The sequence below is a fragment of the Streptomyces sp. WM6378 genome (genome assembly GCF_001279695.1).
Lineage (GTDB): Bacteria > Actinomycetota > Actinomycetes > Streptomycetales > Streptomycetaceae > Streptomyces.
The window spans coordinates 1-22,461 of sequence record NZ_LGDD01000319.1; the positions used below are offsets into that span (position 1 = coordinate 1).

20 protein-coding genes are annotated in these 22,461 nt (G+C 70.8%); 8 read left to right on the plus strand and 12 right to left on the minus strand.

All coding sequences use genetic code 11. The features are described 5' to 3' along the window. Positions 1-134: 134 nt before the first annotated feature. From ADK54_RS32915 to ADK54_RS32925, 3 genes are all read left to right on the plus strand, one after another. Entirely contained in the window at positions 135-1,919 is a 1,785-nt protein-coding gene (locus ADK54_RS32915) for a DEAD/DEAH box helicase (protein ID WP_053729454.1), read from the plus strand. A 480-nt stretch (positions 1,920-2,399) separates the two neighbouring features. Beyond that, the gene (locus ADK54_RS32920) at positions 2,400-3,044 is read left to right on the plus strand and encodes an IclR family transcriptional regulator (protein ID WP_053729455.1); all 645 of its coding nucleotides are present in this window, start codon (positions 2,400-2,402) and stop codon (positions 3,042-3,044) included. An 89-nt stretch (positions 3,045-3,133) separates the two neighbouring features. Next, on the plus strand, positions 3,134-3,922 hold the full coding sequence (locus ADK54_RS32925; RefSeq protein ID WP_053729456.1) for a S16 family serine protease: 789 nt from the start codon (positions 3,134-3,136) through the stop codon (positions 3,920-3,922). On the opposite strand, the gene ADK54_RS32930 is transcribed toward ADK54_RS32925, so the two are convergent. From ADK54_RS32930 to ADK54_RS32965, 8 genes are all read right to left on the minus strand, one after another. Further along, positions 3,855-5,165: an MFS transporter gene (locus ADK54_RS32930; RefSeq protein WP_053729457.1), complete on the minus strand. Its 1,311-nt coding sequence runs from the start codon at positions 5,163-5,165 to the stop codon at positions 3,855-3,857. The two genes, ADK54_RS32925 and ADK54_RS32930, sit on opposite strands and share 68 nt — an antisense overlap. Beyond that, a complete protein-coding gene (locus ADK54_RS32935) occupies positions 5,162-5,341 on the minus strand; it encodes a hypothetical protein (protein ID WP_053729458.1) in 180 nt (59 codons plus the stop codon). Before ADK54_RS32935 ends, ADK54_RS32930 begins: the two co-directional genes overlap by 4 nt. A 13-nt stretch (positions 5,342-5,354) precedes the next feature. Next, positions 5,355-5,984, minus strand: coding sequence for an ArsR/SmtB family transcription factor (locus tag ADK54_RS32940; RefSeq protein ID WP_053729499.1), 630 nt, complete (start codon positions 5,982-5,984; stop codon positions 5,355-5,357). A 97-nt stretch (positions 5,985-6,081) separates the two neighbouring features. Continuing rightward, positions 6,082-7,065, minus strand: a complete 984-nt coding sequence (locus tag ADK54_RS32945) for a glycine betaine ABC transporter substrate-binding protein (protein ID WP_053729459.1) — start codon at positions 7,063-7,065, stop codon at positions 6,082-6,084. After that, positions 7,065-7,937 (minus strand): ABC transporter permease, encoded by an 873-nt coding sequence (locus ADK54_RS32950; RefSeq protein ID WP_053729460.1) that lies wholly within the window; start codon positions 7,935-7,937, stop codon positions 7,065-7,067. Before ADK54_RS32950 ends, ADK54_RS32945 begins: the two co-directional genes overlap by 1 nt. Continuing rightward, positions 7,934-9,136: an ABC transporter ATP-binding protein gene (locus tag ADK54_RS32955; protein ID WP_053729500.1), complete on the minus strand. Its 1,203-nt coding sequence runs from the start codon at positions 9,134-9,136 to the stop codon at positions 7,934-7,936. The genes ADK54_RS32950 and ADK54_RS32955 overlap by 4 nt, the downstream gene beginning before the upstream one ends. A gap of 136 nt (positions 9,137-9,272) precedes the next feature. Continuing rightward, on the minus strand, positions 9,273-9,920 hold the full coding sequence (locus ADK54_RS32960; RefSeq protein WP_053729461.1) for an ABC transporter permease: 648 nt from the start codon (positions 9,918-9,920) through the stop codon (positions 9,273-9,275). Between the two features lie 26 nt (positions 9,921-9,946). Next, the gene (locus ADK54_RS32965) at positions 9,947-10,432 is read right to left on the minus strand and encodes an Lrp/AsnC family transcriptional regulator (protein ID WP_053729462.1); all 486 of its coding nucleotides are present in this window, start codon (positions 10,430-10,432) and stop codon (positions 9,947-9,949) included. Positions 10,433-10,553: 121 nt separating this feature from the next. Between ADK54_RS32965 and hppD the strand changes: the two genes are divergently transcribed. Next, positions 10,554-11,696 carry a 4-hydroxyphenylpyruvate dioxygenase gene (gene hppD, locus ADK54_RS32970; protein ID WP_053729463.1) on the plus strand — a complete coding sequence of 381 codons (1,143 nt, stop codon included), beginning with the start codon at positions 10,554-10,556 and terminating at the stop codon, positions 11,694-11,696. A 120-nt stretch (positions 11,697-11,816) separates the two neighbouring features. Here the strand turns inward: hppD and ADK54_RS45255 are convergent, their stop codons facing one another. Beyond that, positions 11,817-13,499, minus strand: coding sequence for a tetratricopeptide repeat protein (locus tag ADK54_RS45255; protein WP_107090677.1), 1,683 nt, complete (start codon positions 13,497-13,499; stop codon positions 11,817-11,819). A gap of 97 nt (positions 13,500-13,596) precedes the next feature. Between ADK54_RS45255 and ADK54_RS32980 the strand changes: the two genes are divergently transcribed. After that, positions 13,597-14,964 carry an FAD-binding oxidoreductase gene (locus ADK54_RS32980; RefSeq protein WP_053729464.1) on the plus strand — a complete coding sequence of 456 codons (1,368 nt, stop codon included), beginning with the start codon at positions 13,597-13,599 and terminating at the stop codon, positions 14,962-14,964. Between the two features lie 10 nt (positions 14,965-14,974). Here the strand turns inward: ADK54_RS32980 and ADK54_RS32985 are convergent, their stop codons facing one another. Further along, on the minus strand, positions 14,975-15,460 hold the full coding sequence (locus tag ADK54_RS32985; protein ID WP_053729465.1) for an SsgA family sporulation/cell division regulator: 486 nt from the start codon (positions 15,458-15,460) through the stop codon (positions 14,975-14,977). 152 nt (positions 15,461-15,612) lie between these two features. Next, entirely contained in the window at positions 15,613-16,779 is a 1,167-nt protein-coding gene (locus tag ADK54_RS32990; protein WP_078966807.1) for a glycosyltransferase family 39 protein, read from the minus strand. Positions 16,780-17,057: 278 nt separating this feature from the next. Here ADK54_RS32990 and ADK54_RS32995 point away from each other — a divergent pair, with 278 nt between their 5' ends. Together ADK54_RS32995 and ADK54_RS33000 are read left to right on the plus strand one after the other, a co-directional pair. Further along, entirely contained in the window at positions 17,058-18,458 is a 1,401-nt protein-coding gene (locus tag ADK54_RS32995) for an RDD family protein (protein ID WP_053729466.1), read from the plus strand. A 91-nt stretch (positions 18,459-18,549) separates the two neighbouring features. Then, a complete protein-coding gene (locus ADK54_RS33000) occupies positions 18,550-19,269 on the plus strand; it encodes an RDD family protein (RefSeq protein ID WP_053729467.1) in 720 nt (239 codons plus the stop codon). On the opposite strand, the gene ADK54_RS44010 is transcribed toward ADK54_RS33000, so the two are convergent. Next, complete coding sequence (locus ADK54_RS44010) at positions 19,255-19,584, minus strand: hypothetical protein (protein ID WP_078966808.1); 330 nt, start codon at positions 19,582-19,584, stop codon at positions 19,255-19,257. The two genes, ADK54_RS33000 and ADK54_RS44010, sit on opposite strands and share 15 nt — an antisense overlap. Before the next feature lie 420 nt (positions 19,585-20,004). On the opposite strand from ADK54_RS44010, the gene ADK54_RS33010 reads away from it, so the two are divergent. After that, positions 20,005-22,395 (plus strand): immune inhibitor A domain-containing protein, encoded by a 2,391-nt coding sequence (locus ADK54_RS33010; protein WP_053729468.1) that lies wholly within the window; start codon positions 20,005-20,007, stop codon positions 22,393-22,395. Positions 22,396-22,461 lie beyond the last annotated feature (66 nt).

The following is a 22,461-nucleotide window of genomic DNA, read 5'->3' on the forward strand; positions in this document are numbered from 1 at the left end:
GTTCAGCCCCAGCCCAAAGCCAGCCGGTGCTGAGCCGGACGGAGCCGAGCCCACCCCAGCCCCGAAGCCGCCCCCCCGGGCCCCGCCCCGGATGCCCCTGACCCCGTACAACCGAGAGCCTCGAACCGGAGACCGTGACTACTACCGCCTCCCACCACCTCTCACCCGCCTTCCCCGGCCGCGCCCCCTGGGGCACCGCCAACAAGCTGCGTGCCTGGCAGCAGGGTGCCCTGGAGAGGTATGTCCAGGAGCAGCCGCGCGACTTCCTCGCCGTCGCGACGCCCGGCGCCGGCAAGACGACCTTCGCGCTGACGCTCGCGTCGTGGCTGCTGCACCACCACGTGGTCCAGCAGATCACCGTCGTCGCGCCGACCGAGCACCTCAAGAAGCAGTGGGCGGACGCGGCGGCCCGGGTCGGCATCAAGCTCGACCCGGACTACAGCGCCGGGCCGCTGAGCCGCGAGTACCACGGCGTCGCCGTCACCTACGCCGGTGTCGGCGTGCGCCCCATGCTGCACCGCAACCGCTGCGAGCAGCGCAAGACCCTGGTGATTCTGGACGAGATCCACCATGCCGGGGACAGCAAGTCGTGGGGCGAGGCTTGCCTCGAAGCCTTCGATCCGGCCACCCGGCGGCTCGCGCTCACCGGTACGCCCTTCCGGTCCGACACCAACCCCATCCCCTTCGTCACGTACGAGGAGGGGAACGACGGCATCCGCCGGTCCTCCGCCGACTACACGTACGGATACGGCAACGCGCTCGCCGACGGAGTCGTGCGGCCCGTCATATTCATGAGCTACAGCGGCAACATGCGCTGGCGCACCAAGGCCGGTGACGAGATCGCCGCCCGGCTCGGCGAGCCCATGACCAAGGACGCCATCTCGCAGGCCTGGCGCACCGCGCTCGACGCCCGCGGCGACTGGATGCCCAATGTGCTGCGCGCCGCCGACCAGCGGTTGACCGAAGTCAGGAAGGCCATCCCGGACGCCGGGGCGCTCGTCATCGCCTCCGATCAGGATTCCGCCCGCGCCTACGCCAAGCTGATCCGCGAGATCACCGGCACCAAGGCCACCGTCGTGCTCTCCGACGACACCGGCGCCTCCAAGCGGATCGACGAGTTCAGCGAGGGCGACTCCCGGTGGATGGTCGCCGTCCGCATGGTGTCGGAAGGCGTCGACGTGCCGCGCCTGGCCGTCGGCGTGTACGCCACCACCATTTCCACCCCCCTCTTCTTCGCCCAGGCAGTCGGCCGTTTCGTGCGGTCGAGGCGGCGCGGCGAGACCGCTTCCGTTTTCCTGCCCACCATTCCGATGCTCCTCGGCTTCGCCAATGAGATGGAGGTCGAGCGCGACCACGTGCTCGACAAGCCGAAGAAGGACGGCGAGGAAGAAGACCCGTACGCCGACTCCGAACAGGAAATGGACGACGCGAACAAGCAGCAGGACGAGGACACCGGGGACGACATGCTCCCCTTCGAGGCCCTCGAATCCGATGCCGTCTTCGACCGGGTCATGTACAACGGCGCCGAATTCGGCATGCAGGCCCACCCGGGAAGCGAGGAGGAGCAGGACTATCTCGGCATTCCCGGGCTCCTCGAACCGGACCAGGTGCAGATGCTGCTGCAGAAGCGGCAGGCCCGGCAGATCGCGCACAGCCGGCAGAAGCCGGCCGAGCAGGCCGATCTGCTCGAAATGCCCGCCGAGCGGCGCCCCGTCGTCTCGCACAAGGAGTTGCTCGAACTCCGCAAGTCGCTGAATACGATGGTCGGCGCGTACGTCCACCAGAGCGGCAAGCCGCACGGCGTCATCCACACCGAGCTGCGCCGGGTGTGCGGCGGCCCGCCGAGCGCCGAGGCCACGGCCGGCCAGCTCCGCGAGCGGATCAAGAAGGTCCAGGAGTGGGCGACCCGCATGAAGTAGCGGGTGCACACGGCGAACGGGGCCCGGCGTGCGATGCCGGGCCCCGTTCGATCCCATGGGTACGGGATGCGTACGAGGACCGGCCCCCACGGACGCCCCTCGGACGACTGCCACAGTAATGTCCCGGTAAATCCATTCCGGTCGCCCAAGGTCCTCGCTAAGACGGACTTAGGTCCCGAACCTGAGCGAACGGGGATCAAATTCGTCGCCCATGGACATTATTTGTCCATCCGTTGGGGTCGGTTCGCCCATTCCATGGGGCTCGGAATTCTGCTCGCGCCCGGATTCTGGACGAGGTCTTCCGCTGAGCGGTGTCCGCTCGCTACTGTCCCGGCCATGCAAACGCCCCGTGGCAGCGTCGCCGCGGAGCGCAGCCGGTGCCTTGGCCTCGCCGGCGGGCTCTGCGCGCGATGCCGATGGGACCGGTGCCGCGAACCACGGAGAGTGCCGCCGCGACTCACCACTTAAGGAGTGGGTGTCGTGACCGCGGAGACCTCCCAGACGCTCGACCGGGGACTACGCGTCCTCAAGCTGCTCGCCGACACCGACCACGGTCTGACGGTCACCGAGTTGTCCAACAAACTCGGCGTCAACCGCACGGTCGTCTACCGCCTGCTCGCGACCCTGGAGCAGCACGCCCTCGTACGACGTGATCTGGGCGGCCGCGCCCGGGTCGGGCTCGGGGTGCTGCGCCTGGGCCGCCAGGTGCATCCGCTGGTCCGCGAGGCCGCGCTGCCCGCGCTGCGCTCGCTCGCCGAGGACATAGGCGCGACCGCCCACCTCACCCTGGTCGACGGTTCGGACGCGCTCGCGGTCGCCGTGGTCGAGCCGACCTGGACCGACTACCACGTCGCCTACCGGGCCGGGTTCCGCCACCCCCTGGACAAGGGCGCGGCCGGCCGGGCGATCCTCGCCGCCCGCCAGGCCGGGGGCCTCGCGGAGCCCGGCTTCACCCTCACCCACGGCGAGCTGGAGGCCGGCGCGAGCGGGGCCGCGGCGCCGCTCGTCGGGGTCACCGGGATAGAGGGGAGCGTCGGCGTGGTGATGCTCGCCGACGCCGTACCCGAACGGGTCGGGCCCCGGGTCGTGGACGCGGCCAGGGAGGTCTCCGACGCCCTGCGCTGAGCCGGAGCCCCGAGCCGATGCGGCCGCCGCCCGGATCCCGCCCGGGCCCGTGCCCCGGGCGGCCGGGTGCGTACGGATAGATTGGAGCCGTGCTCACTCGTCACCCCCGCCTCCGTAACCTCGCCATCGGCGCCGCTCCGGTCGTGGCGCTGCTCGCCGTCGCCTGCTTCGCGCCGCTGCCGTTCGCGGTGGCGCAGCCGGGGCCGACCGCGAACGTCCTGGGCGACGACGAGGGCAAGCCGGTGATCACCATCTCCGGCGCGCCCACCCGCCCCACCAGCGGGCAGCTGCGGATGACCACCATCGTGGCGACCGGGCCCAACGCGGACGTCGGCATCTCCGACGTCGTCGACGGCTGGTTCCGCACCGACCGGGCCGTGATGCCCCGCGACTCGGTCTATCCGGGCGGCGGCAGCGAGAAGGAGATCTCCGCGCACAACCAGGCGGAGATGAAGCAGTCGCAGGACTCCGCGACGGTCGCGGCCCTCGGCTATCTCGGCCTCAGCCCCGACAAGGTCAAGGTCGATCTGCACCTCGCCGACGTCGGCGGCCCGAGCGCCGGGCTGCTCTTCACCCTCGGCATCATCGACAAGCTGAACGGCAACGGCTCCGGCGGCGACCTCACCGGCGGCCGCAACATCGCCGGTACGGGGACGATCACCGGCGGCGGTGACGTCGGCGCGGTCGGCGGGGTCGCGCTCAAGACGCAGGCCGCGGCCCGGGACGGGGCGACCGTATTCCTCGTGCCGAAGGCGGAGTGCTCGGACGCCCAGTCCGAACTGCCCAGGGGGTTGCGCCTGATCCCCGTCACTACGCTGAAGGGTGCGGTGTCCGCGCTCCAGGCGTTGCAGAAGGGCGCCCCGGTTCCGTCCTGCTGACGGCGCCCGCGTCCATGTCCTTCCAGGCCGGGAGGACCAGCGGGCTCAGCGTGGCGAGCAGATAGACCCCGCCGACCGAGAGCAGTGCGCCGCGCACCCCGGCGGCCTCCACGAGGAAGCCGGCCGCGAGCCCGCCGAGCGGCATCGCCAGTTCGCAGCCCGCCGTGAGCACCCCGGCGACCCGGCTGCGCAGCTCGTCCGGCACCTTTTCGTAGATCACCGTCGTGAGGATCGGGTTGAGCGCGCCGCTCGCGAGCCCGGCGATCAGCATCGTGACGGCCAGGGGCAGCGTGCTGCCGGTCAGCGCGGCGACCGCGTACCGGGGCGCCCCGCACAGCAGCACGCAGACCGTGAAGACCGTACGGCGCGAGAAGCGGTGGCCGACCACGCCGTACAGGAGCGCACCCGACAGGCCGCCCGCCCCGAACAGGGAGGCGAGCAGGCCGAGTTGGGTCGCGCCGCCGAGCTCCTGCTCGGCGTGGACGGGGAGCAGTACGGCGTTCCAGCCCTGGTCGGTGCCGTTCATCAGCATCACCATCGTGACCACCGCGAGCAGCAGCCGGGTGCGCGCCAAGTAGCCGTATCCCTCGCGGAGTTCGGCCTTGTAGGTGCGCGCCGAGACCGGTGGCGCGTCACGCCGGGGGCGGGCCGCGCGGACGTCGCGCAGGCCGACCGCGACGAGCACCGCCGAGACTGCGAAGGTCGCGCCGTCGACGAGGAGTACGTTGCCGGCGCCGGTCAGCGCGATGAGCACGCCGGCCAGGGCCGCGCCGGTCATCCGGGCGCCGCGCGAGACGGCGTCGTACACGCTGGCCGCCCGCGCCAGGGTCGTACCGGACTGGCGGGCGAGGTCCGGCAGGAGGACGTAGCGGGCGGTGACGCCCGGGGTGTGGGCGAGGCCGCCCAGCGCCATCAGGGCGCACAGCAGCCAGAATGCGAGGAGCCCGGTGCGGTGCAGGAGCGGGATCGCGGCGACCGCGAGCCCGCAGACGACGTCGGAGCCGACCGAGACCCGGCGGCGGCCGACGCGGTCGATGACCGGGCCGCCGATCAGGGCCGAGACCACGATCGGCAGCGTCGCACAGAAGGCGACGACCCCGGCCCGGCCCGCGCTGCCGGTGGTCTCAAGGACGAACCACGGCACCCCGATCAGGGTGAGTGAACTGCCGCTCGCCGAAACGGCGTTGGCGGCCAGCACGGCCGCGAGCGGCCTCCTGTCGCGGTGTCCCCCCGGCCCGCTCATGCGAGGCGGGCTTGCCGGTGCGGTGGCTGCTGCGTCAGGCGGAGGCCCAACTCGACCAATATCCAGCCCAGTTGGGTGCGCAGCGCGCGGGGCTCGCGGGGGAGTGCGGCGCGGGCCTCCGACTCCAGCTCGGCGGCGCGCAGGTGGTGCAGCGCGAGGTGGGTGTCGCTGTGCATGGCAGCGGTCCTTTCAGTGGGACGGGTGGGAGCGCGGGAAGGAGTGCAGGTGGACGCGGACCTGGGCGCCGTCGCCCGCCTCGTCCGGGGCGATCGTGCGGTACGTCTCGACGACCGCGTGCAGCTTCTCGTTGAGCTCGTGCAACTGGGCCGCGGAGAGGTTGAGCGTGAAGTCGCTCAGGTCGCCGCTGGTGGACCAGGGCTCGGGCCAGTCGTGCCTGGTGGCGAGCCAGGTCGAGAGCTCCTGGGTGTGGATGTTCGCGATCTCGTGCAGGAACAGGTTGGCCGCGCCCCGCACCTCGGGATCGGTGCTGGTGTGCAGGTCGTCGGCGAACGAAGTGCCGTTGTGCATCGCCTTCCACCAGCGCTCGCGGCCCTTGCCGCGGCCCGGGTCGTCCTCGACGAAGCCGTGCGCGGCGAGCTGGCGCAGGTGGTAGCTGGTCGCACCGCTCGACTCGCCGAGGCGTTCGCCGAGTTGGGAGGCGGTGGCCGGGCCGTCGTGGCGCAGTGACTTCAGGATCCGGATGCGCAGGGGGTGGGCGAGGCCGCGCAGGGAGCGGGCGTCGAGGATGCGCTCTCCGGCCGCGTTCTGGGGGTGCTTGCCGGGGGGCCGCTCGGTGTCGGGCTTCTTGCTCTCGGGCATGGCCCAAAGGTAGCGATGCAAAGAGAGTGTTGCAACACTTTCTTTGCATCAACTTCTTTGCATGAGGTTCTTCGCAAGTCGTGCCGGACCGGCCCGCTCACCCCTTCTTGACGAACCCCTCCTGGATCAGCCAGTCCAGCGCCACGTCGTGCGGGTCCTGGCCCTCCACGTCGACCTTGGCGTTCAGCTCCCGGGCCACCTGCGTGGTGAGCCTGGCGCTGAGCGGGTCGAGGAGGCCCGCGATCGCCGGGTACTTCTCGTACGTCTTGCTGTGCAGCTCGGGCGCCGCGTTGTAGTTGGGGAAGAAGTGCTTGTCGTCCTGGAGGGTCGCCAGGTTCATCGCCTTGATGCGGCCGTCGGTGGTGAACACCTCGCCGAGCAGGCAGGAGCTGGACTTGGACACCTGCGTGTAGATGATCCCGGCGTCCATCTTCTGGATGTTGGAGGCGGGGATCGACATTCCGTACGCCTTCTCCATGCCGGGCAGCCCGTCCTCGCGGGACGCGAACTCGTTCTCCACGCAGATCGTCACCGCCGACGGGTCCTTCTTCGACAGGGCGGCCACGTCGGACATCGTCCTGAGGCGGTACTTGGCGTTGTTGGCCTGGCTGATGCCGAGGGAGTAGGTGTTGTTGAGGGTCGACTGGGGGAGCCACGTCACGCCGTTCTTCAGGTCGGCGTCGCGCACCGCCGCCCACTGCGCCCGCGGATCGGTGATCGGCTTGGCGTTGCCCTGGTAGGTGATCCACGCCGTGCCCGTGTACTCGTACATCGCGTCCGCGTCGCCCTTCACGATCGCCTCGCGGGCGCTGATCGAGCCGGGCAGGTTCGTACGGTCGAGGACCTCGGCGCCGGCCGCCTTGAAGACCAGGCCGACCATCTGGCCCAGGATGATGTTCTCGCTGAAGTTCTTCGAAGTGACCGTCAGGGACGCCCCCTTGAGGGGCAGGCCCTTGCCGACCGAGCCGGGCACCACGTCGTCCACCATCGGCGAGCCGGACTTGAGCCCGCAGCCGGACACCGCGGCGAGCAGCGCCAGGCTGCCCCCGGCGGCGGCCAGCGCCGTACGGAGGTGCCGCATCACCGGGCCTCCAGTCCGCGCGGGGTCAGCGCCACCTCGGCCAGCGAGGCCAGCCAGTCCACGAGCAGGGCGAGCGCCACCGTCAGGATCGAGCCGAGGACCAGGACCGGCATGCGCTGGGTCTGGATGCCGGAGGTGATCAGGTCGCCGAGGCCGCCCCCGCCGCCGAAGGTGGCGAGCGTCGCGGTGCCGACGTTCAGGACGAGCGCGGTGCGCACCCCGGCGAGGATCAGCGGTACCGCGAGCGGCAGTTCGACCTTGCCGAGGGTGCCGAGCGCCGACATGCCGATGCCGCGCGAGGCCTCCACCAGCTGCGGATCGATCGCCTTGAGCCCGGCCACCGTGTTGGACAGCACCGGCAGCACGGCGTAGACCACCATGCCGATGACGGCCGTGCCGGGCCCGATGCCCAGCCAGATCACCAGGAGCGCGAGGAGGCCGATGGCCGGGGTGGCCTGGCCGATGTTGGCGATCGCGGTGACCAGCGGCGCCGCCCGGCTCACTCCGCGCCGGGTCAGCGCGATGCCCAGCGGGATCGCGATGACCAGCACCCAGAACGTGGAGATCGCGGTCAGCTTCACGTGCTGCCACAGCCGCAGTTGGACGTTGCCGTTGTCGAGGGAGTTCTTCGCGATCGAGTCCAGGTGGACGTTGGTGATCCAGAAGTACGTGATCACCAGGACCACCGCGATGACGAGCGGCAGGAACACCAGCTTCTGCCAGGTGATCCGGCGGGCCGGCTTCCCCGGCGCCGGGCTCGCCTCCTCCTCGGGCTCGGCGAGCGCGTCGGTCAGCTCGTCGCGGAAGGCGTGCCCCTTGACCTCGTGCTCGCCGGGCGGGCGCTCGGCCGGTGCGGGGCTCTTGGGCGTCATGACTCCTCCGCACCGCCCTCCAGCTCCTGTTCGGTCTGGTGGTGGCGGAGCTCTTCGAGGTCGTGCTGGTGCTCGATGGCCGCGAGCCGGTCGGCCTCCAGGAGCTCGTGCACGGAGTTCATCAGCGTCTCCATGTCGACGACGCCGATGTACTCGCCGCGCCGCCCGGTCACCGCGACCCGGCCGCCCGAGTCGATGAGCACGGCCTCCAGGGCGTCGTGCAGCGTCGCGTCCCGGGTCACCGTGTCGTGCACCAGCTGCCCGGCCCGCGCGAGCGAGCCCTTGGCGCGCATCAGGTCGCCGCGCCGCAGCCACTTGTAGGGCCGGTTCCTGCGGTCCAGCATGAGCAGCTCGTTGTGCGGGCCGCTGCGCAGCTTGTTGAAGATCGACTGGAGCGGGTCGTCGACGGTGACCGTGGGGAACTCGGCCATCTCCACATCCCGTACGCGGGTGAGGTTGAGCCGCTTGAGGGCGGCGCCCGCGCCCACGAACCCGGACACGAAGTCGTCGGCCGGGTTGGTCAGGATGGCCTCGGGCGTATCGAATTGAGCGATGTGTGATCGTTCGCGCAGAACGGCGATTCGATCGCCCAGTTTGATCGCTTCGTCGAAGTCGTGCGTGACGAAGACGATCGTCTTGTGCAGCTCGTGCTGGAGGCGGATCAGCTCGTCCTGGAGGTGGTCGCGGGTGATCGGGTCGACCGCGCCGAACGGCTCGTCCATGAGCAGGACCGGCGGGTCGGCCGCCAACGCCCTTGCCACGCCCACCCGTTGCTGCTGTCCGCCGGAGAGCTGACGCGGATAGCGGCCGTGGAACTCGCGCGGGTCGAGCCCGACCAGGTCGAGCATCTCCTCCACCCGGTCCTTCACCTTCGACTTGGACCAGCCGACCATCTTCGGTACGAGCGCGATGTTCTCGGCGACCGTCATGTGCGGGAAGAGCCCGGACGACTGGATCGCGTACCCGACCTTGCGGCGCAGCTTCACCGGGTCGATGTCGGTGACGTCCTCGTCGTTGATCCGGATCCGGCCGGAGGTCGGCTCGATCAGCCGGTTGATCATCTTGAGGGTGGTCGACTTCCCGCAGCCCGACGGGCCGACGAAGATCACGGTCTCGCCCGCCTTGATCTCCATGTTGACGCTGTCCACCGACGGGTTGGGGTTGCCCGGGTACCGCTTGGTGAGGTTCTCCAACTGGATGGAGGCGCCCGAGGCGGCGGCGCCGCCCGGCTCGGGCTCCGTCCGCTCGGGCGCGGATCGTTCGGGCGCGGATCGTTCGTGCTCGGATCGAGCGCCCGCGTTTCGTTCGTACTCGGATCGTTCGTGCTCGGATCGCTCAGACACGGATCCCCCTCGGGATGGTGAGACGGCCGACCAGTACGTACGCCGCGTCGAAGAGCAGGGCGAGCACCACGATGCCGAGGGTGCCCGCGAGCACCTGGTTGATGGCGTTGGCGCTGCCGAGCGAGGCGATCCCGCGGAAGATCTCGTTGCCGAGCCCGGGGCCCGAGGCGTACGCCGCGATCGCCGCGATGCCCATCAGCATCTGCGTCGAGACCCGGATGCCGGTGAGGATCGGCGGCCAGGCCAGCGGGAGTTCGACCCGCAACAGGCGGGCGATGCGCGACATCCCGATGCCCTTGGCCGCGTCCACGAGCGAGGGATCGACGCCGCGCAGGCCCACGATGGAGTTCCGGACGATCGGAAGCAGCCCGTACAGCGTCAGGGTCACGACGGTGGGCGCCACGCCCAGGCCCACCAGCGGGATCAGCAGACCGATCATGGCGAGCGAGGGGATCGTGAGGATCGACGAGGTCGAGGTGATGGCCAGGCCCGCCGCCCAGCCGCTGCGGTACGTCACCACGCCGATCACGATGCCGAGCACGGTCGCGATCACCATGCACTGGAACACCGCGCTCGCGTGCTGGAGGGCGTCGGTGAGCAGTTGCTGGTGCCTGCTGGACAGGTAGTCCCAGAAACCCACGCGTGCTCACCCCTGTCGGTCCCCGGTCAGGCACCGCCGGGGACGGAGTCCTGAGCCGCCTGCTCCACCAGCGGGATGATCCGCAGCGGGACCGGGTTCTCCATGACGATCGCCGTGGAGGCCCGGACGATGCCATCAAAACCGACAACCCGGTCGATCACACGCTGGAGATCGGCGTTGGAGCGGGCCACCAGGCGGCACAGCATGTCGCCGTGCCCGGTGGTCGTGTGCAGCTCCAGGACCTCGGGCACGGTCGTCAAATGGGCCCGTACGTCCGCCCCCTGGCCCTGTTTGATCTCCAGGGTGGCGAAGGCGGTGACCGGGTAGCCGAGCGCGGCCGGATCGACGTCCGGGCCGAAGCCCCGGATGACTCCATTCGACTGAAGCCGGTCGAGCCGCGCCTGGACCGTGCCGCGTGCGACCCCGAGCCGCCGCGACGCCTCCAGGACCCCGATCCGGGGCTCCCGCGCGAGCAGCACGATCAGCCGCCCGTCCAGATGATCGATCGACATCGCCGCCTCCGGATGGTCATCATGTACAGAACGCCTCCCCATACTGGCCAGTCGCTGTACGGATTGCCCAGTGAAAACGCGAACTATTGCGCAGCTTGCCGGACCGAGGGACTCTGCCGCCATGACTGAGACCATCCACCACACCCCCGAATCCGCGCGGCAGGCCGACCCCTTCCCGGTGAAGGGCATGGACGCGGTCGTCTTCGCCGTGGGCAACGCCAAGCAGGCCGCGCACTACTACTCGACGGCCTTCGGCATGAAGCTGGTCGCCTACTCCGGACCGGAGAACGGCAGCCGCGAGACCGCCAGCTACGTGCTGACCAGCGGCGCCGCCCGCTTCGTGTTCACCTCCGTCATCAAGACCGCCACCGACCGCGGCCGCTTCCTCGCCGAGCACGTCGCCGAGCACGGCGACGGCGTGGTGGACCTCGCCATCGAGGTGCCGGACGCGCGGGCCGCGTACAAGTACGCCACCGAGCACGGTGCCACCGGCCTGGAGGAGCCGCACGAGGTCTCCGACGAGCACGGCACCGTCGTCCTGGCCGCGATCGCCACGTACGGCAAGACCCGGCACACCCTGGTCGAGCGCTCCGGCTACACCGGCCCCTACCTGCCGGGCTTCGTCGAGGCCGCGCCGATGGTCGAGACCCCGAAGAGGTATTTCCAGGCGATCGACCACTGTGTGGGAAACGTCGAGCTCGGCAAGATGAACGAGTGGGTGGCGTTCTACAACAACGTCATGGGCTTCACCAACATGAAGGAGTTCGTGGGCGACGACATTGCCACCGAGTACTCCGCGCTCATGTCGAAGGTCGTCGCCGACGGCACCCTCAAGGTGAAGTTCCCGCTCAACGAGCCGGCCATCGCCAAGAAGAAGTCGCAGATCGACGAGTACCTGGAGTTCTACGGCGGCCCCGGCGTCCAGCACATCGCGCTCGCCACCAACGACATCGTCGCCTCGGTGAAGGCCATGCGGGCCGCGGGCGTGCAGTTCCTGGACACCCCCGACTCGTACTACGACACCCTCGGCGAGTGGGCCGGCGAGACCCGGGTGCCGGTCGAGACACTGCGCGAGCTGAAGATCCTGGTCGACCGCGACGAGGACGGCTACCTCCTGCAGATCTTCACCAAGCCGGTCCAGGACCGCCCCACCGTGTTCTTCGAGATGATCGAGCGGCACGGTTCGATGGGCTTCGGCAAGGGCAACTTCAAGGCGCTCTTCGAGGCGATCGAGCGCGAGCAGGAGAAGCGCGGCAACCTCTGACCTGCAACTGGTCACGTTCGTACGGTAATTGAGTTACCGTCATCAGCCTGCGGCCCCACGGACCTGACCCGTGGGGCCGCGACTCTTGTTCGCCCGCCGCCCCGCCCGCCCTCGCGAAACTCAGTGGCGCCGCTTCGAGGGCTTGCGCGGCTTGGTCGGTCGCTTCGGCCCCGAGTTCGCGCTCGTCCCCGAATCCGAGGACGAGGAGCCCGCGCTGGAAGAACCGGAGCCCGAGCCGGAGCCGGAGCTCGATCCCGAGCCGGAGCCGGATCCCGATCCCGAACCCGATCCCGAGTCGGAGTCCGAACCCGCCTGGGCCGCGGCCGCCACATAGCCGTACATGTCCCTCGGGCCGCCCTCCGGCGGCTCGCCGAGCGCCGCCAGCGCCTCCTTCGCCTTCGGCGCGAGCAGCGGCGAGAAGTACGGGTTGGTGCGCAGCGCGTCCTGGAGGTGGCGGCGGGCCGCGCCCGACTGGCCGAGCTCCCGCTCGATGATGGCCTGGTGGTAGGAGAACAGGGCGTCGCGCACCCCGGAGTCGGTCGCCTTGCGCGCGTGGACCAGCGCCTCCTCCGTCTCGCCCGACCGGTACATCGCCCAGCCGAGCGCGTCCTCGCTCGCCGCGCTCGGATGCGCCCGCCACTCGGCTTCGAGCCGGTCGAGCGCGAGGTGCGTGGCGCCGTGGTCGGTTTCGAACCGGCCGAGCACCAAGGCGTCGTCCACCCCGTTGGCGCCGTCTTGCGCGGCGAGCTCGCGCAGCTTCTCGAACCAGGTGTGCGCGTCGCCGTCCAGGCCCTGGGACTCGTACAACTCGCCCAGTTCCAGGAGGTATTCGGGGCGCGGCAGAACGGCGATCGCCGCCAGGTAGTCGCGCTGGGCGTCCGCTTTTTGGCCGAGCGCGGCCTTGGCGCGGGCCCGGCCCGCGAGCGCCGCGTGCGTGCTCGGATCGGTGCGCAGCGCCGCGTCGTAGTGGGTGATCGCCGCCTGCGGCTCGCCCCGCTCCCACGCGAGATCGCCCACCGCCACCAGCGCGGCCGCCTTCTGCAGGGGCGACGTGGCGTGCCCGACCGCCTCGTCGAGGGCGGCCGAGGCGTCCTCGCGCCAGCCGTGCTCGCGGTAGACCTCGGCCGCCTGGGCCAACGCGGCCGAACCGCCCCGGAGTTCGAGCAGCTGCTCCACCGCCTTCGCCGCGGCCTTCGCGTCACCGAGCCCGTTGTACGCCTCGATCAGCGGGGGGTACAGCGTCCACCGGCCCGCCCTGCGGGCGCGTACGCCCTCGGCCAGGGTGCGCGCCGCGGCGTAGTCGTGCCGGGCGTTGGCGAGCGCCGCGAGACCGATCTCGGCGTCCAGGTTGTCCTTCGGCCGCACCTGGAGCGAGCGCTTCAGGGCCGACTCGGCGCGCGGGTAGAACGAGGAGTCGGCGGCCCGCACGCCCCGCTCCAGATAGGCGGAGCCGAGCACCGCCCACGACGCGTCGTCCGTGGGATGGGTGCGCACCCAGTCGGCCCGGTCGGTGATCAGCGCCGTCAGATCGCCCACCGAGGCGGGTGCCCCGGCGGCCACCGCCGTCAGGGCCCGCGCGGCCGGGCCCAGGGCGGGCGGCGGAGCCTTCGGTGCCTCGCCCTCCGGCCTGATCAGCAGCACGCCCCCGACCAGCACGGCCGCCGCCATCGCCACCAGGACGGCCCGCTTCAGGGCCCGCGGCGGCCCGGACGGCGGCGAGGTCCGCTGGGCCGCGGCCGAGGCGGCCAGCCAGGCCGCCCGGCGTGCCGCGTCCGCATCCTGTTCGGTCTTCGCGATCTCCATGGCGCTCACTGTGCGTCAATAGGAAGAGCGCACCGGTCCCGCCCGACCGACCGGGGAAAGGGTTCACACCGATGGCCCCGGGTGCCAGGCTGAAGGCATGGACGATCTTCTCGAACGGCTGCGCGAGGAACTCCCGGCGGACGCCGTCATCACCGACCCCGACATCACCGGTTCCTACGCCCACGACATGGCGAGCTTCTGCGCCGCGGGCAGCCCGGCCGTCGTCGTGCTGCCCCGCACCGTCGAGCAGGTCCAGCACGTGATGCGCACGGCGACGGCGCTGCGCGTGCCCGTCGTGCCGCAGGGCGCGCGCACCGGCCTGTCCGGCGCGGCCAACGCGAGCGAGGGCTGCATCGTCCTGTCCCTGGTCAAGATGGACCGCATCCTGGAGATCAACCCGGTCGACCGGGTCGCGGTCGTCGAACCCGGCGTCGTCAACGCCGTACTGTCGCGCCAAGTCCAAGAGCACGGGCTCTACTACCCGCCGGATCCCTCCAGTTGGGAGATGTGCACCATCGGCGGGAACATCGGCACCGCGTCCGGCGGCCTGTGCTGTGTGAAGTACGGGGTGACCGCGGAGTACGTCCTCGGCCTCGAAGTCGTGCTCGCCGACGGGCGGTTCATGAGCACCGGGCGGCGCACCGCCAAGGGCGTCGCCGGGTACGACCTGACCCGGCTCTTCGTCGGCTCCGAGGGCAGCCTCGGCATCGTCGTGAAGGCGGTCCTCGCGCTGCGCCCCGCGCCGCCGCCGCAGCTCGCGCTCGCCGCCGAGTTCCCGTCCGCCGCGGCCGCCTGCGACGCCGTCGTACGGATCATGGAGCGCGGCCACACCCCGTCGCTGCTCGAACTCATGGACCGCACCACCATCCGGGCCGTCAACCGCATGGCCAACATGGGTCTGCCCGACAGCACCGAGGCACTGCTCCTCGCCGCCTTCGACAGCCCCGACCCGGCCGCCGACCTCGCCGCAGTCGGCGAGCTGTGCACGGCCGCGGGCGCCACCCAGGTCGTCCCGGCCGAGGACGTCGCCGAGTCAGAACTCCTGCTCCAGGCAAGGCGGTTGTCGCTCACCGCGCTCGAAACGATCAAATCCGCCACGATGATCGACGACGTGTGCGTGCCGCGCTCCAAGCTCGCCGCGATGCTCGACGGCACCTCCGCGATCGCCGCCAAGTACGAGCTGACCATCGGCGTCTGCGCGCACGCCGGCGACGGCAACACCCACCCCGTGGTCTGCTTCGACGCCGCCGACGAGGACGAGTCGCGGCGCGCCCGCGAGTCGTTCGACGAGATCATGGCGCTCGGTCTGGAACTGGGCGGCACCATCACCGGCGAACACGGCGTCGGCGTACTCAAGAAGGAATGGCTGGCCCGCGAGCTCGGTCCGGTGGGTATCGAGATGCAGCGCGCGGTGAAGCACGCCTTCGACCCGCTCGGCCTGCTGAATCCGGGCAAGCTGTTCTGAACGCGGGCCCTCACGCACCCTCCTCCGGCCGGGACTCGTCGGAGGGCCACGGGTCGCGCAGCCACAGCTCGTCCGCGCGGCCGGTGGCCGGCGCGAGCAGCTCGGCCAGGCCGTCGTCGATGCCGAGCTGTTCGGTCTCGGAGCCGGGCGGCACCACCCGGAGCGTCCGCTCCAGCCACGCCGAGACCTGCGCGGACGGCGCTTCGAGCAGCGCGTCGCCGTCCGGCGAACTGAGCGCCATCAGAACCACGCTGCGGCCCTCGACCTTGGTCGGCCAGATCCGCACGTCGCCGTGCCCGCACGCCCGGAACACCCCCTCGACCAGGAGCTCGCGCGCGAACGTCCAGTTGACGGGGGTCTCCGAGCCGATGTGGAAGGTGATGTGCACGGCGTACGGGTCGTTGGTGCGGTAGGTGAGCCGGGCCGGCACGGGGATGCTGCGCTCGGGCGACAGCACCAGTTTGAGCTCCAGTTCGCGTTCCACCACGGTGTGCATGAGGGGTCTCTCTTCCTTTTCCCTGTACGGGGCCCGGGAGTGGGCCGTACAGGGTGAGAGCGCGTTCCCCCGCGGTCATTACGCGACTTCGGGAAGTTTTTTCCGAAGAGCTTTTTTGAGCGCTGTGGCGTTCCTCGGGGCGCCGGCCCGTCCTACGGCGGGCCCGAGCCGTTGAGCCAGCTCGCGCCGTACACCGCCGAGCCGAGCGCGAGGACGGCGACCACCCCCGCCGCCCGCGCCGCGCGCACCCGGGACAGCGCGAGCGCCACCGGAAGCAGCAGCGGGAACGCGGGCAGGAGCAGGCGGGGCTTGGAGCCGAAGTAGCCCGAGGAGCACAGCGCGAGGGCCATCACGATGCCGGTGTAGACGAGCAGCGGGAGCGGCTGTCGCCCGCGCACGCAGGCCCAGTACGCCCAGAGCGCGAGCGCCGTGCCCGCGATCAGGCCGATTCCGGCGAGCACGACGGGCCAGCCGCCGAGGTGCGCCACGATGAACTTCCCGTACGCCAGGCCCCCGTCGAAGCCGTTGCCCCACTCGGCCTGGACGTCGAGGTAGGCGAGCGGGCCGTCCCGGCGCAGGCCCACCCACAGGATGTAGCCCGCGGCACCGAGCGGGGCGATCAGCGCCCCGGCGAGCAGCCGCGCCCCGATGTGCCGGGTGCGCCGCGCCTCGACGGCGGCCCCCGCCCACAGCGCGGCCGCGACCGCGAGCCCCACCGGGCGGGTGAGCCCCGCGAGCGACGCGAGGAGCCCGGCCTCGATCCACCGGCGCCCGAGGACCGCGTACAGGGCCCAGGCGGCGAGCGCGACGAAGAGGGCCTCGCTGTACGCCATCGACTCGACGATCCCGACCGGGACCGCCGCCCACAGCGTCACCAGGAGGAGCCCGGCCCGATGCCCGTAGAGCTGATGGCCCATCAGATACATGCCCCAGGCGGCGGCGAGTCCCGCGAGGCCGCTGACGAGCAGGCCCGCGTCACCCGGGCCGAGCGGGCTCACCGCGGCGACGGCCTGCTCCAGCCAGGGGAGCAGCGGGAAGAACGCCATGTCGGACAGGACGCGGCCGTCGGGCGCGGTCAGCGTGAAGTCGTAGCCGGACTCGGCGACCCGCACGTACCAGAGCGAGTCCCAGCGCGCGGAGAGCAGCTCGTGGGCGTCGCTGTCGTTGACGCGGGACCAGATGGCGAGGACCAGCAGGCCGAGCACGCGGATCGCCGCGAACGCCGCGACGGCCGTCCAGGCCCGCCGTAACGCGGACGGCTGCGCCAGAGAACCGTCGGCCGGTTCGTCGTGACCGGTTCGGCCGGGCCCCACGCGCATTGCTCACTCACTTTCCTGACCGGCCGGGCCGGGTGCACCAGTTCGATCCGCCACGACTGTACGCACTGGTGGGACCCCGAAGCGCGGCCCGGTCCCCGGGTGCGGCGCGGCGCGGCGCCGTAGCCCGTACGCGGGCTTCCTCCCCGGCTTCTTCCTACCGACCCCGGGTTCTTCGTTAATGTCCTCCTGGAACAAGCGGAAGCGGCCGGTCGGTGTCAGGGCCGGGCGGCGTACCGCGGCAGAGATCAAGCGTGCTGGATCGGAACGGAGTTGGGGACATGGCGGCGGTTCCTCCTGACAGCGGCGGGAGCGTAGCCCGGGAAGGGTATTACCCGGACCCCTCCATTCCCGGATATGTCCGGTACTGGAACGGGGTCTCCTGGGTGCCCGGCACGAGCCGGCCCGCCCCCGCCCCGGGCGAGGCGCAGCCCACCCCGCCGCCGGGCGCCGCTCCCGCGCCGGCCCCCTCCCTCGCCGCCGCGCCGCCGGTCGGGCCGGCGCCCGTGGAGGAGACGGGCCCCGTCTTCCTCGACGAGCCAGAGGCCTCGCCCGCGCCCGCCGCGCAGGGCCCCGGCGCCCGGCCGCAGCCCGCCTGGCACGCGGACGCCGCCCATCAGTCCGGCTTCGGCGGCGACCAGGACCACCGGGTCTCCTGGGGGCAGCCGGTCGATCCGCGCGGGCTGCCCGAGGCGGCCGACCCGCGCCGCCTTCCCGACCCCCGGCGGCCCGAACCCGTACGGCCGACACCCCCGGCGGCCCCCGCGCGGCCCGGCGGCTCGGTGCCGCAGCAGCAGTCCGGGCGGCTCGCGGGGGCGATGCCGCCCGCCGCCGTCGAACCGCCGCCCGCGCGGGCCCAACTGCCGGCCCCGGCCGACCCGGTCCGCCCCGCGCCGCCGACCGGCCGCGCGGACGGCCCGTACGCCGCTCCCGCCCAGGCTCAGCCGCAGCAGCCGCCGCAGGCCCGGCTCATGCAGCCGGGCGCCGCGCAGCCCGCTCCCGCACCGCCGTATCCCGCGCAGCCGCATCCCGCCGTGCCCGGTTCGCCCATGACGGCGGGGCCCGGAGGAGGGGCCGCGTCCTGGGCGCAGCAGGTGCACCAGCTCGCTCAGCCCGACCCGCAGGCGGCCGAGCCGGTCGTGCCGTGGAAGCCGCCGGTCGCCGACCCGTTCCTCGCGGCCGCCCAGGCGCAGGCCTCGGCCAGGCCCGCCGGGCTCGGCAGGCGCCTGATCGCGCGGCTCGTCGACACCGTGCTGCTCGGCGGCGCCGTCGCGGGTCTCGCCGTACCGCTGGTCTCGGGGGTCGTCGACCACATCCAGGACAAGATCGACGCGGCGAAGCTGTCGGGGCGGACGGTCACCGTCTACCTCCTCGACGGCACCACCGCGGGCTTCCTCGGCATCGTGCTCGGCGCCTTCCTCGTCCTCGGCCTGCTGTACGAGGCGCTGCCCACCGCCAAGTGGGGCCGCACGCTCGGCAAGAAGCTGTGCGGGGTGCAGGTGCGCGGCATCGAGTCGTACGAGCCGCCGACGTTCGGTCAGGCGGTGCGCCGCTGGCTGGTCTACGGGGTGCTCGGGCTGCTCGCGGTGGGCGTGGTCAACGTGGCGTGGTGCCTGTTCGACCGTCCGTGGCGCCAGTGCTGGCACGACAAGGCGGCCCGTACGTTCGTCGCGCAGGGCTGAGGGAGCACTTCTGGCGGGATCCGCTCGGACCCGTACCCCGAACGGCGTCCGTACCGTTGCGGGGGCCCCGCGCGCGCGGTGCACTACCGGCATGAGCACCGATCAGCCGCCGCCCGGTCAGCCGCCCGAGGACGACCCGTTCCGCAAGAAGCCGTCAGAGCCTCCGCAGAGCGGTTCTCCCTACGGCACGCCGCCGCCCCCGGTCGGCGGAGGTGGGGGTGGTCCGTACGGCGGGCCGCCTCCCCCCGGTGGCGGCTCGCCATACGGCAGCGCCCCGCCACCGCCCTCCGACCCCTACGGGGGCGGGTACGGCGGTGTCGACCCGCTGGCCGGAATGCCGCCGCTCGCCGACTACGGCAAGCGGTTCCTGGCCCGCTTCATCGACTTCCTGATCATCGCGGTCCCGCTCGGCCTGATCGAGTGGGGGGCCAGCAACCGGTTCGTCATCTCCACGAGCAACAGCGACTCCGGCACCGACGTGGTCAGCAAGGCGTACTCCGGCAGCGGGCTGCTCTGGCTGCTGATCTCGCTGGTCGCCTACATCGGCTACGACACCCTGATGGTGTCCAAGTCCGGTCAGACGCTCGGCAAGAAGTGGCTGGGGCTGCGGGTCGCGATGCTCAACGACGGCAGTGTGCCCACCACCAACGCGGCGCTCGCCCGGGCCGCTGTGCTGTGGGCGCCGTTCGTGATCTGCTGTTACTGCCTGTGGGACATCATCCTGATCATCACGATCGTGGCGGACAAGCCGTACCGGCAGGGCTGGCACGACAAGGCCGGCAAGACGGTGGTGGTCTCAACCACGCAGTGAGTGCTCGCGCGCGGGCCGTTCAGAGGTGACGGGAACGCGCAGGGCGGCGGAAGTCTCCACGACGGCCGCACGGTTCACCGGTGCCGCACCAGCGGCCAGGACCGTGCGGTCGTTGGCGTTCGCGTCCGCCCGCGCCCGGCGGGGCAGCGGCATGGGGACCGTGACGGCGACGAGCAGGCCGAGCAGCAGGGCCGCGAGGACTATGACGGCCACTCCGACCCCGGACTCGGTGCGCGAGAGCAGCAGCATGGCGACGGTCGAGAAGACGACGGTGGCCGAACCGTAGGAGAGCTGTGCGGCAGTGGGACGCGGCATGGCGGTATCCGTCCTCATGGTTCGGATAGGGGTGGGCCTCTCAACCGTTCTCAACCGGCGGACCTGGCAGCCGGATCGCACTGTCAAGCGACTCTACGACGGTCCATGCCCGAGCGGAACTGTTGGTAAGCGTGACCTAACCCACGGTGCCGTTGCACAGGGGGCGCACGGAGTCATTCGGCGATGCGGCACCGTCCGAATGGCGAGACGTGCGCACCGGTTGTCCCGGTCTGTTAGCACAAATGTCACGTTCGGATAGCGGAACTCGCTTTCTGCATAATGTACTTGGCACGAACAAGTCAAGATCTGTCTTTTCTTTGGTAACTCCGGTCCAATGTCGTCACTTGAGACGCGTGTCGTGCACCGGAACCAGCCCCTCACCCCCCGGTTCCTGCCGGCCGCGGGGGAGGAAAACATCAAGTGACCAGCAGCAGGAAGGCGGCAAGAGCCGCCGCCGTGCTCGTGGCTCTCGCCACGGCCGGCGCCACGGGCTCGGCATACGCCACGGCCCAGGCGGACTCGAAGGCTCCGGCACCCGTCGTCCGCCAAGACCCGTCCACGGCCAAGGGTCAGGAGCACAACCTCAAGGGCCCGTTCAGCGACCAGCAGGCCCAGCAGCGCCAGGCGGCGCTGGAGCAGGTGATCTCCGGCAAGAAGAAGGTCGAGAAGAAGGACGGCTCCGACGTCGTCAAGCTCGACGACAACAAGTACGTCGAGCTCGGCCGTCAGAAGACGGACAAGATCTTCACGATCCTGGTGGAGTTCGGCGACCAGGTCGACAACACCACGATGTACGACCCGGACGGCCCCGACGGCCCCAAGCCGCCGCAGCCGAAGTACGGGGGCACCCCCGGCCCGGCGCACAACCAGATAGCCAAGCCCGACCGGGCGAAGGACAACTCCACGGCCTGGCAGGCCGATTACAACCAGAAGCACTTCCAGGACCTGTACTTCGGTACCGGCCAGGGCGTCAACTCGCTGAAGACGTACTACGAGAAGACCTCCTCAGGGCGCTACTCGGTCGACGGCCAGGTCACCGACTGGGTCAAGATCCCGTACAACGAGGCCCGCTACGGCTCCAACTACTGCGGCCAGACCAACTGCGCCAACGTGTGGGACACCGTCCGCGACGGCGTCAACGCCTGGGTCGCCGACCAGAAGGCCAAGGGCCAGACGGACGCGGAGATCAAGGCGACCCTGAGTCAGTACGACCAGTGGGACCGCAACGACTACAACAACAACGGCAACTTCAACGAGCCCGACGGCTACATCGACCACTTCCAGATCGTGCACGCGGGCGAGGACGAGTCGGCGGGCGGCGGCGCCCAGGGCACCAACGCCCTGTGGGCGCACCGCTGGTACGCGTACGGCACGGACGCCGGCAAGACCGGCCCGGCGAACAACAAGGCCGGCGGTACGCAGATCGGCGACACCGGGATGTGGGTCGGCGACTACACGATGCAGCCGGAGAACGGCGGCCTCGGCGTCTTCGCCCACGAGTACGGCCACGACCTCGGTCTGCCGGACCTCTACGACACCACCAACACCGCCGAGAACTCGGTCGGTTTCTGGTCGCTGATGTCGGCGGGGTCCTGGCTCGGCACCGGCAAGGACTCCATCGGAGACATGCCCGGCGACATGACCGCCTGGGACAAGCTCCAGCTCGGCTGGCTCAACGCCGAGACGGTGAAGGCCGGTACGGACAAGACGGTCAAACTGGGTGTCTCCGAGTACAACACCAACGACAAGCAGGCGCTTGTCGTGGAGCTGCCCAAGAAGGAAGTCACCACCACCGTCGTGAAGCCCGCCGAGGGCTCCAAGCAGTGGTGGAGCGGCATGGGTGACAACCTCAACAACACCCTGACCCGCAGCCTCGACCTGACCGGCAAGTCCAAGGCGTCCCTGGACCTTTCGGGCTGGTGGGACATCGAGAAGGACTACGACTTCCTGTACACCGAGGTCTCCACGGACAACGGCGCCAGCTGGAACGCGATCGACGGCACCGCCGACGGCAAGGCCATCACCCGCGACTCCAGCGACAAGCCGGCCCTGACCGACGCCTCGGGCGCGTACAAGAAGCTGTCGTTCCCGCTCGACAAGTACGCGGGCCAGAAGATCCAGCTCCGCTTCCGCTACCAGACGGACGGCGGCGCGGGCGGCAAGGGCTTCACGGCCGACGCGATCACCGTCAGCGCGGACGGCGCGGCCGTCGTGACCGACGGCGCCGAGGGCGACGACAACGGCTGGACGTCGAAGAACTTCACCCGCATCGGCGGGTCGTTCACCAACGACTACCCGCAGTACTACATCGCGGAGAACCGCCAGTACGTCTCGTTCGACCAGACCCTCAAGGTCGGCCCGTACAACTTCGGCTTCTCGGGCACCCGCCCGAGCTGGGTCGAGCACTACCCATACCAGAAGGGTCTGCTCATCTGGCTCTGGGACACCTCCCAGAAGGACAACAACGTCTCGGCCCACCCGGGCCAGGGTCTGATCCTGCCGATCGACGCGCACGCCAAGCCCCTCAAGTGGGCCGACGGCACGCTGCTCCGCAACAAGGTCCAGCCCTTCGACGCGCCCTTCAGCTGGTACCCGACGGACAGCTTCACGCTGCACAAGGCGGACGTCGCCACGAAGATCAACTCCCAGATGGGCGTGCCGATCTTCGACGACCACCACGGCACCTACTGGTACGCCGAGAACCCGACCGGGAGCGTCAAGGTTCCTGACACCAAGACCCGGATCTCGATCGTCAACCAGCCGCTGGACGGCTCGACGGTCACCGTGAAGGTCGGCTCCTCGATCAAGTAATTTTAAAAACCGCAGGTCAAACCATGATCGGCCGTCGCCCTCTAGCGGGGCGGCGGCCGATCGTGT

Coding starts and splice junctions, on each gene's coding strand:
- ADK54_RS32930 (WP_053729457.1), bottom strand. CDS start 5,165: ATGAGCGGGCCGGGGGGACACCGCGACAGGAGGCCGCTCGCGGCCGTG.
- ADK54_RS32935 (WP_053729458.1), bottom strand. CDS start 5,341: ATGCACAGCGACACCCACCTCGCGCTGCACCACCTGCGCGCCGCCGAG.
- ADK54_RS32940 (WP_053729499.1), bottom strand. CDS start 5,984: ATGCCCGAGAGCAAGAAGCCCGACACCGAGCGGCCCCCCGGCAAGCAC.
- ADK54_RS32945 (WP_053729459.1), bottom strand. CDS start 7,065: ATGCGGCACCTCCGTACGGCGCTGGCCGCCGCCGGGGGCAGCCTGGCG.
- ADK54_RS32950 (WP_053729460.1), bottom strand. CDS start 7,937: ATGACGCCCAAGAGCCCCGCACCGGCCGAGCGCCCGCCCGGCGAGCAC.
- ADK54_RS32965 (WP_053729462.1), bottom strand. CDS start 10,432: ATGTCGATCGATCATCTGGACGGGCGGCTGATCGTGCTGCTCGCGCGG.
- hppD (WP_053729463.1), top strand. CDS start 10,554: ATGACTGAGACCATCCACCACACCCCCGAATCCGCGCGGCAGGCCGAC.
- ADK54_RS45255 (WP_107090677.1), bottom strand. CDS start 13,499: ATGGAGATCGCGAAGACCGAACAGGATGCGGACGCGGCACGCCGGGCG.
- ADK54_RS32980 (WP_053729464.1), top strand. CDS start 13,597: ATGGACGATCTTCTCGAACGGCTGCGCGAGGAACTCCCGGCGGACGCC.
- ADK54_RS32985 (WP_053729465.1), bottom strand. CDS start 15,460: ATGCACACCGTGGTGGAACGCGAACTGGAGCTCAAACTGGTGCTGTCG.
- ADK54_RS32990 (WP_078966807.1), bottom strand. CDS start 16,779: ATGCGCGTGGGGCCCGGCCGAACCGGTCACGACGAACCGGCCGACGGT.
- ADK54_RS32995 (WP_053729466.1), top strand. CDS start 17,058: ATGGCGGCGGTTCCTCCTGACAGCGGCGGGAGCGTAGCCCGGGAAGGG.
- ADK54_RS33000 (WP_053729467.1), top strand. CDS start 18,550: ATGAGCACCGATCAGCCGCCGCCCGGTCAGCCGCCCGAGGACGACCCG.
- ADK54_RS44010 (WP_078966808.1), bottom strand. CDS start 19,584: ATGCCGCGTCCCACTGCCGCACAGCTCTCCTACGGTTCGGCCACCGTC.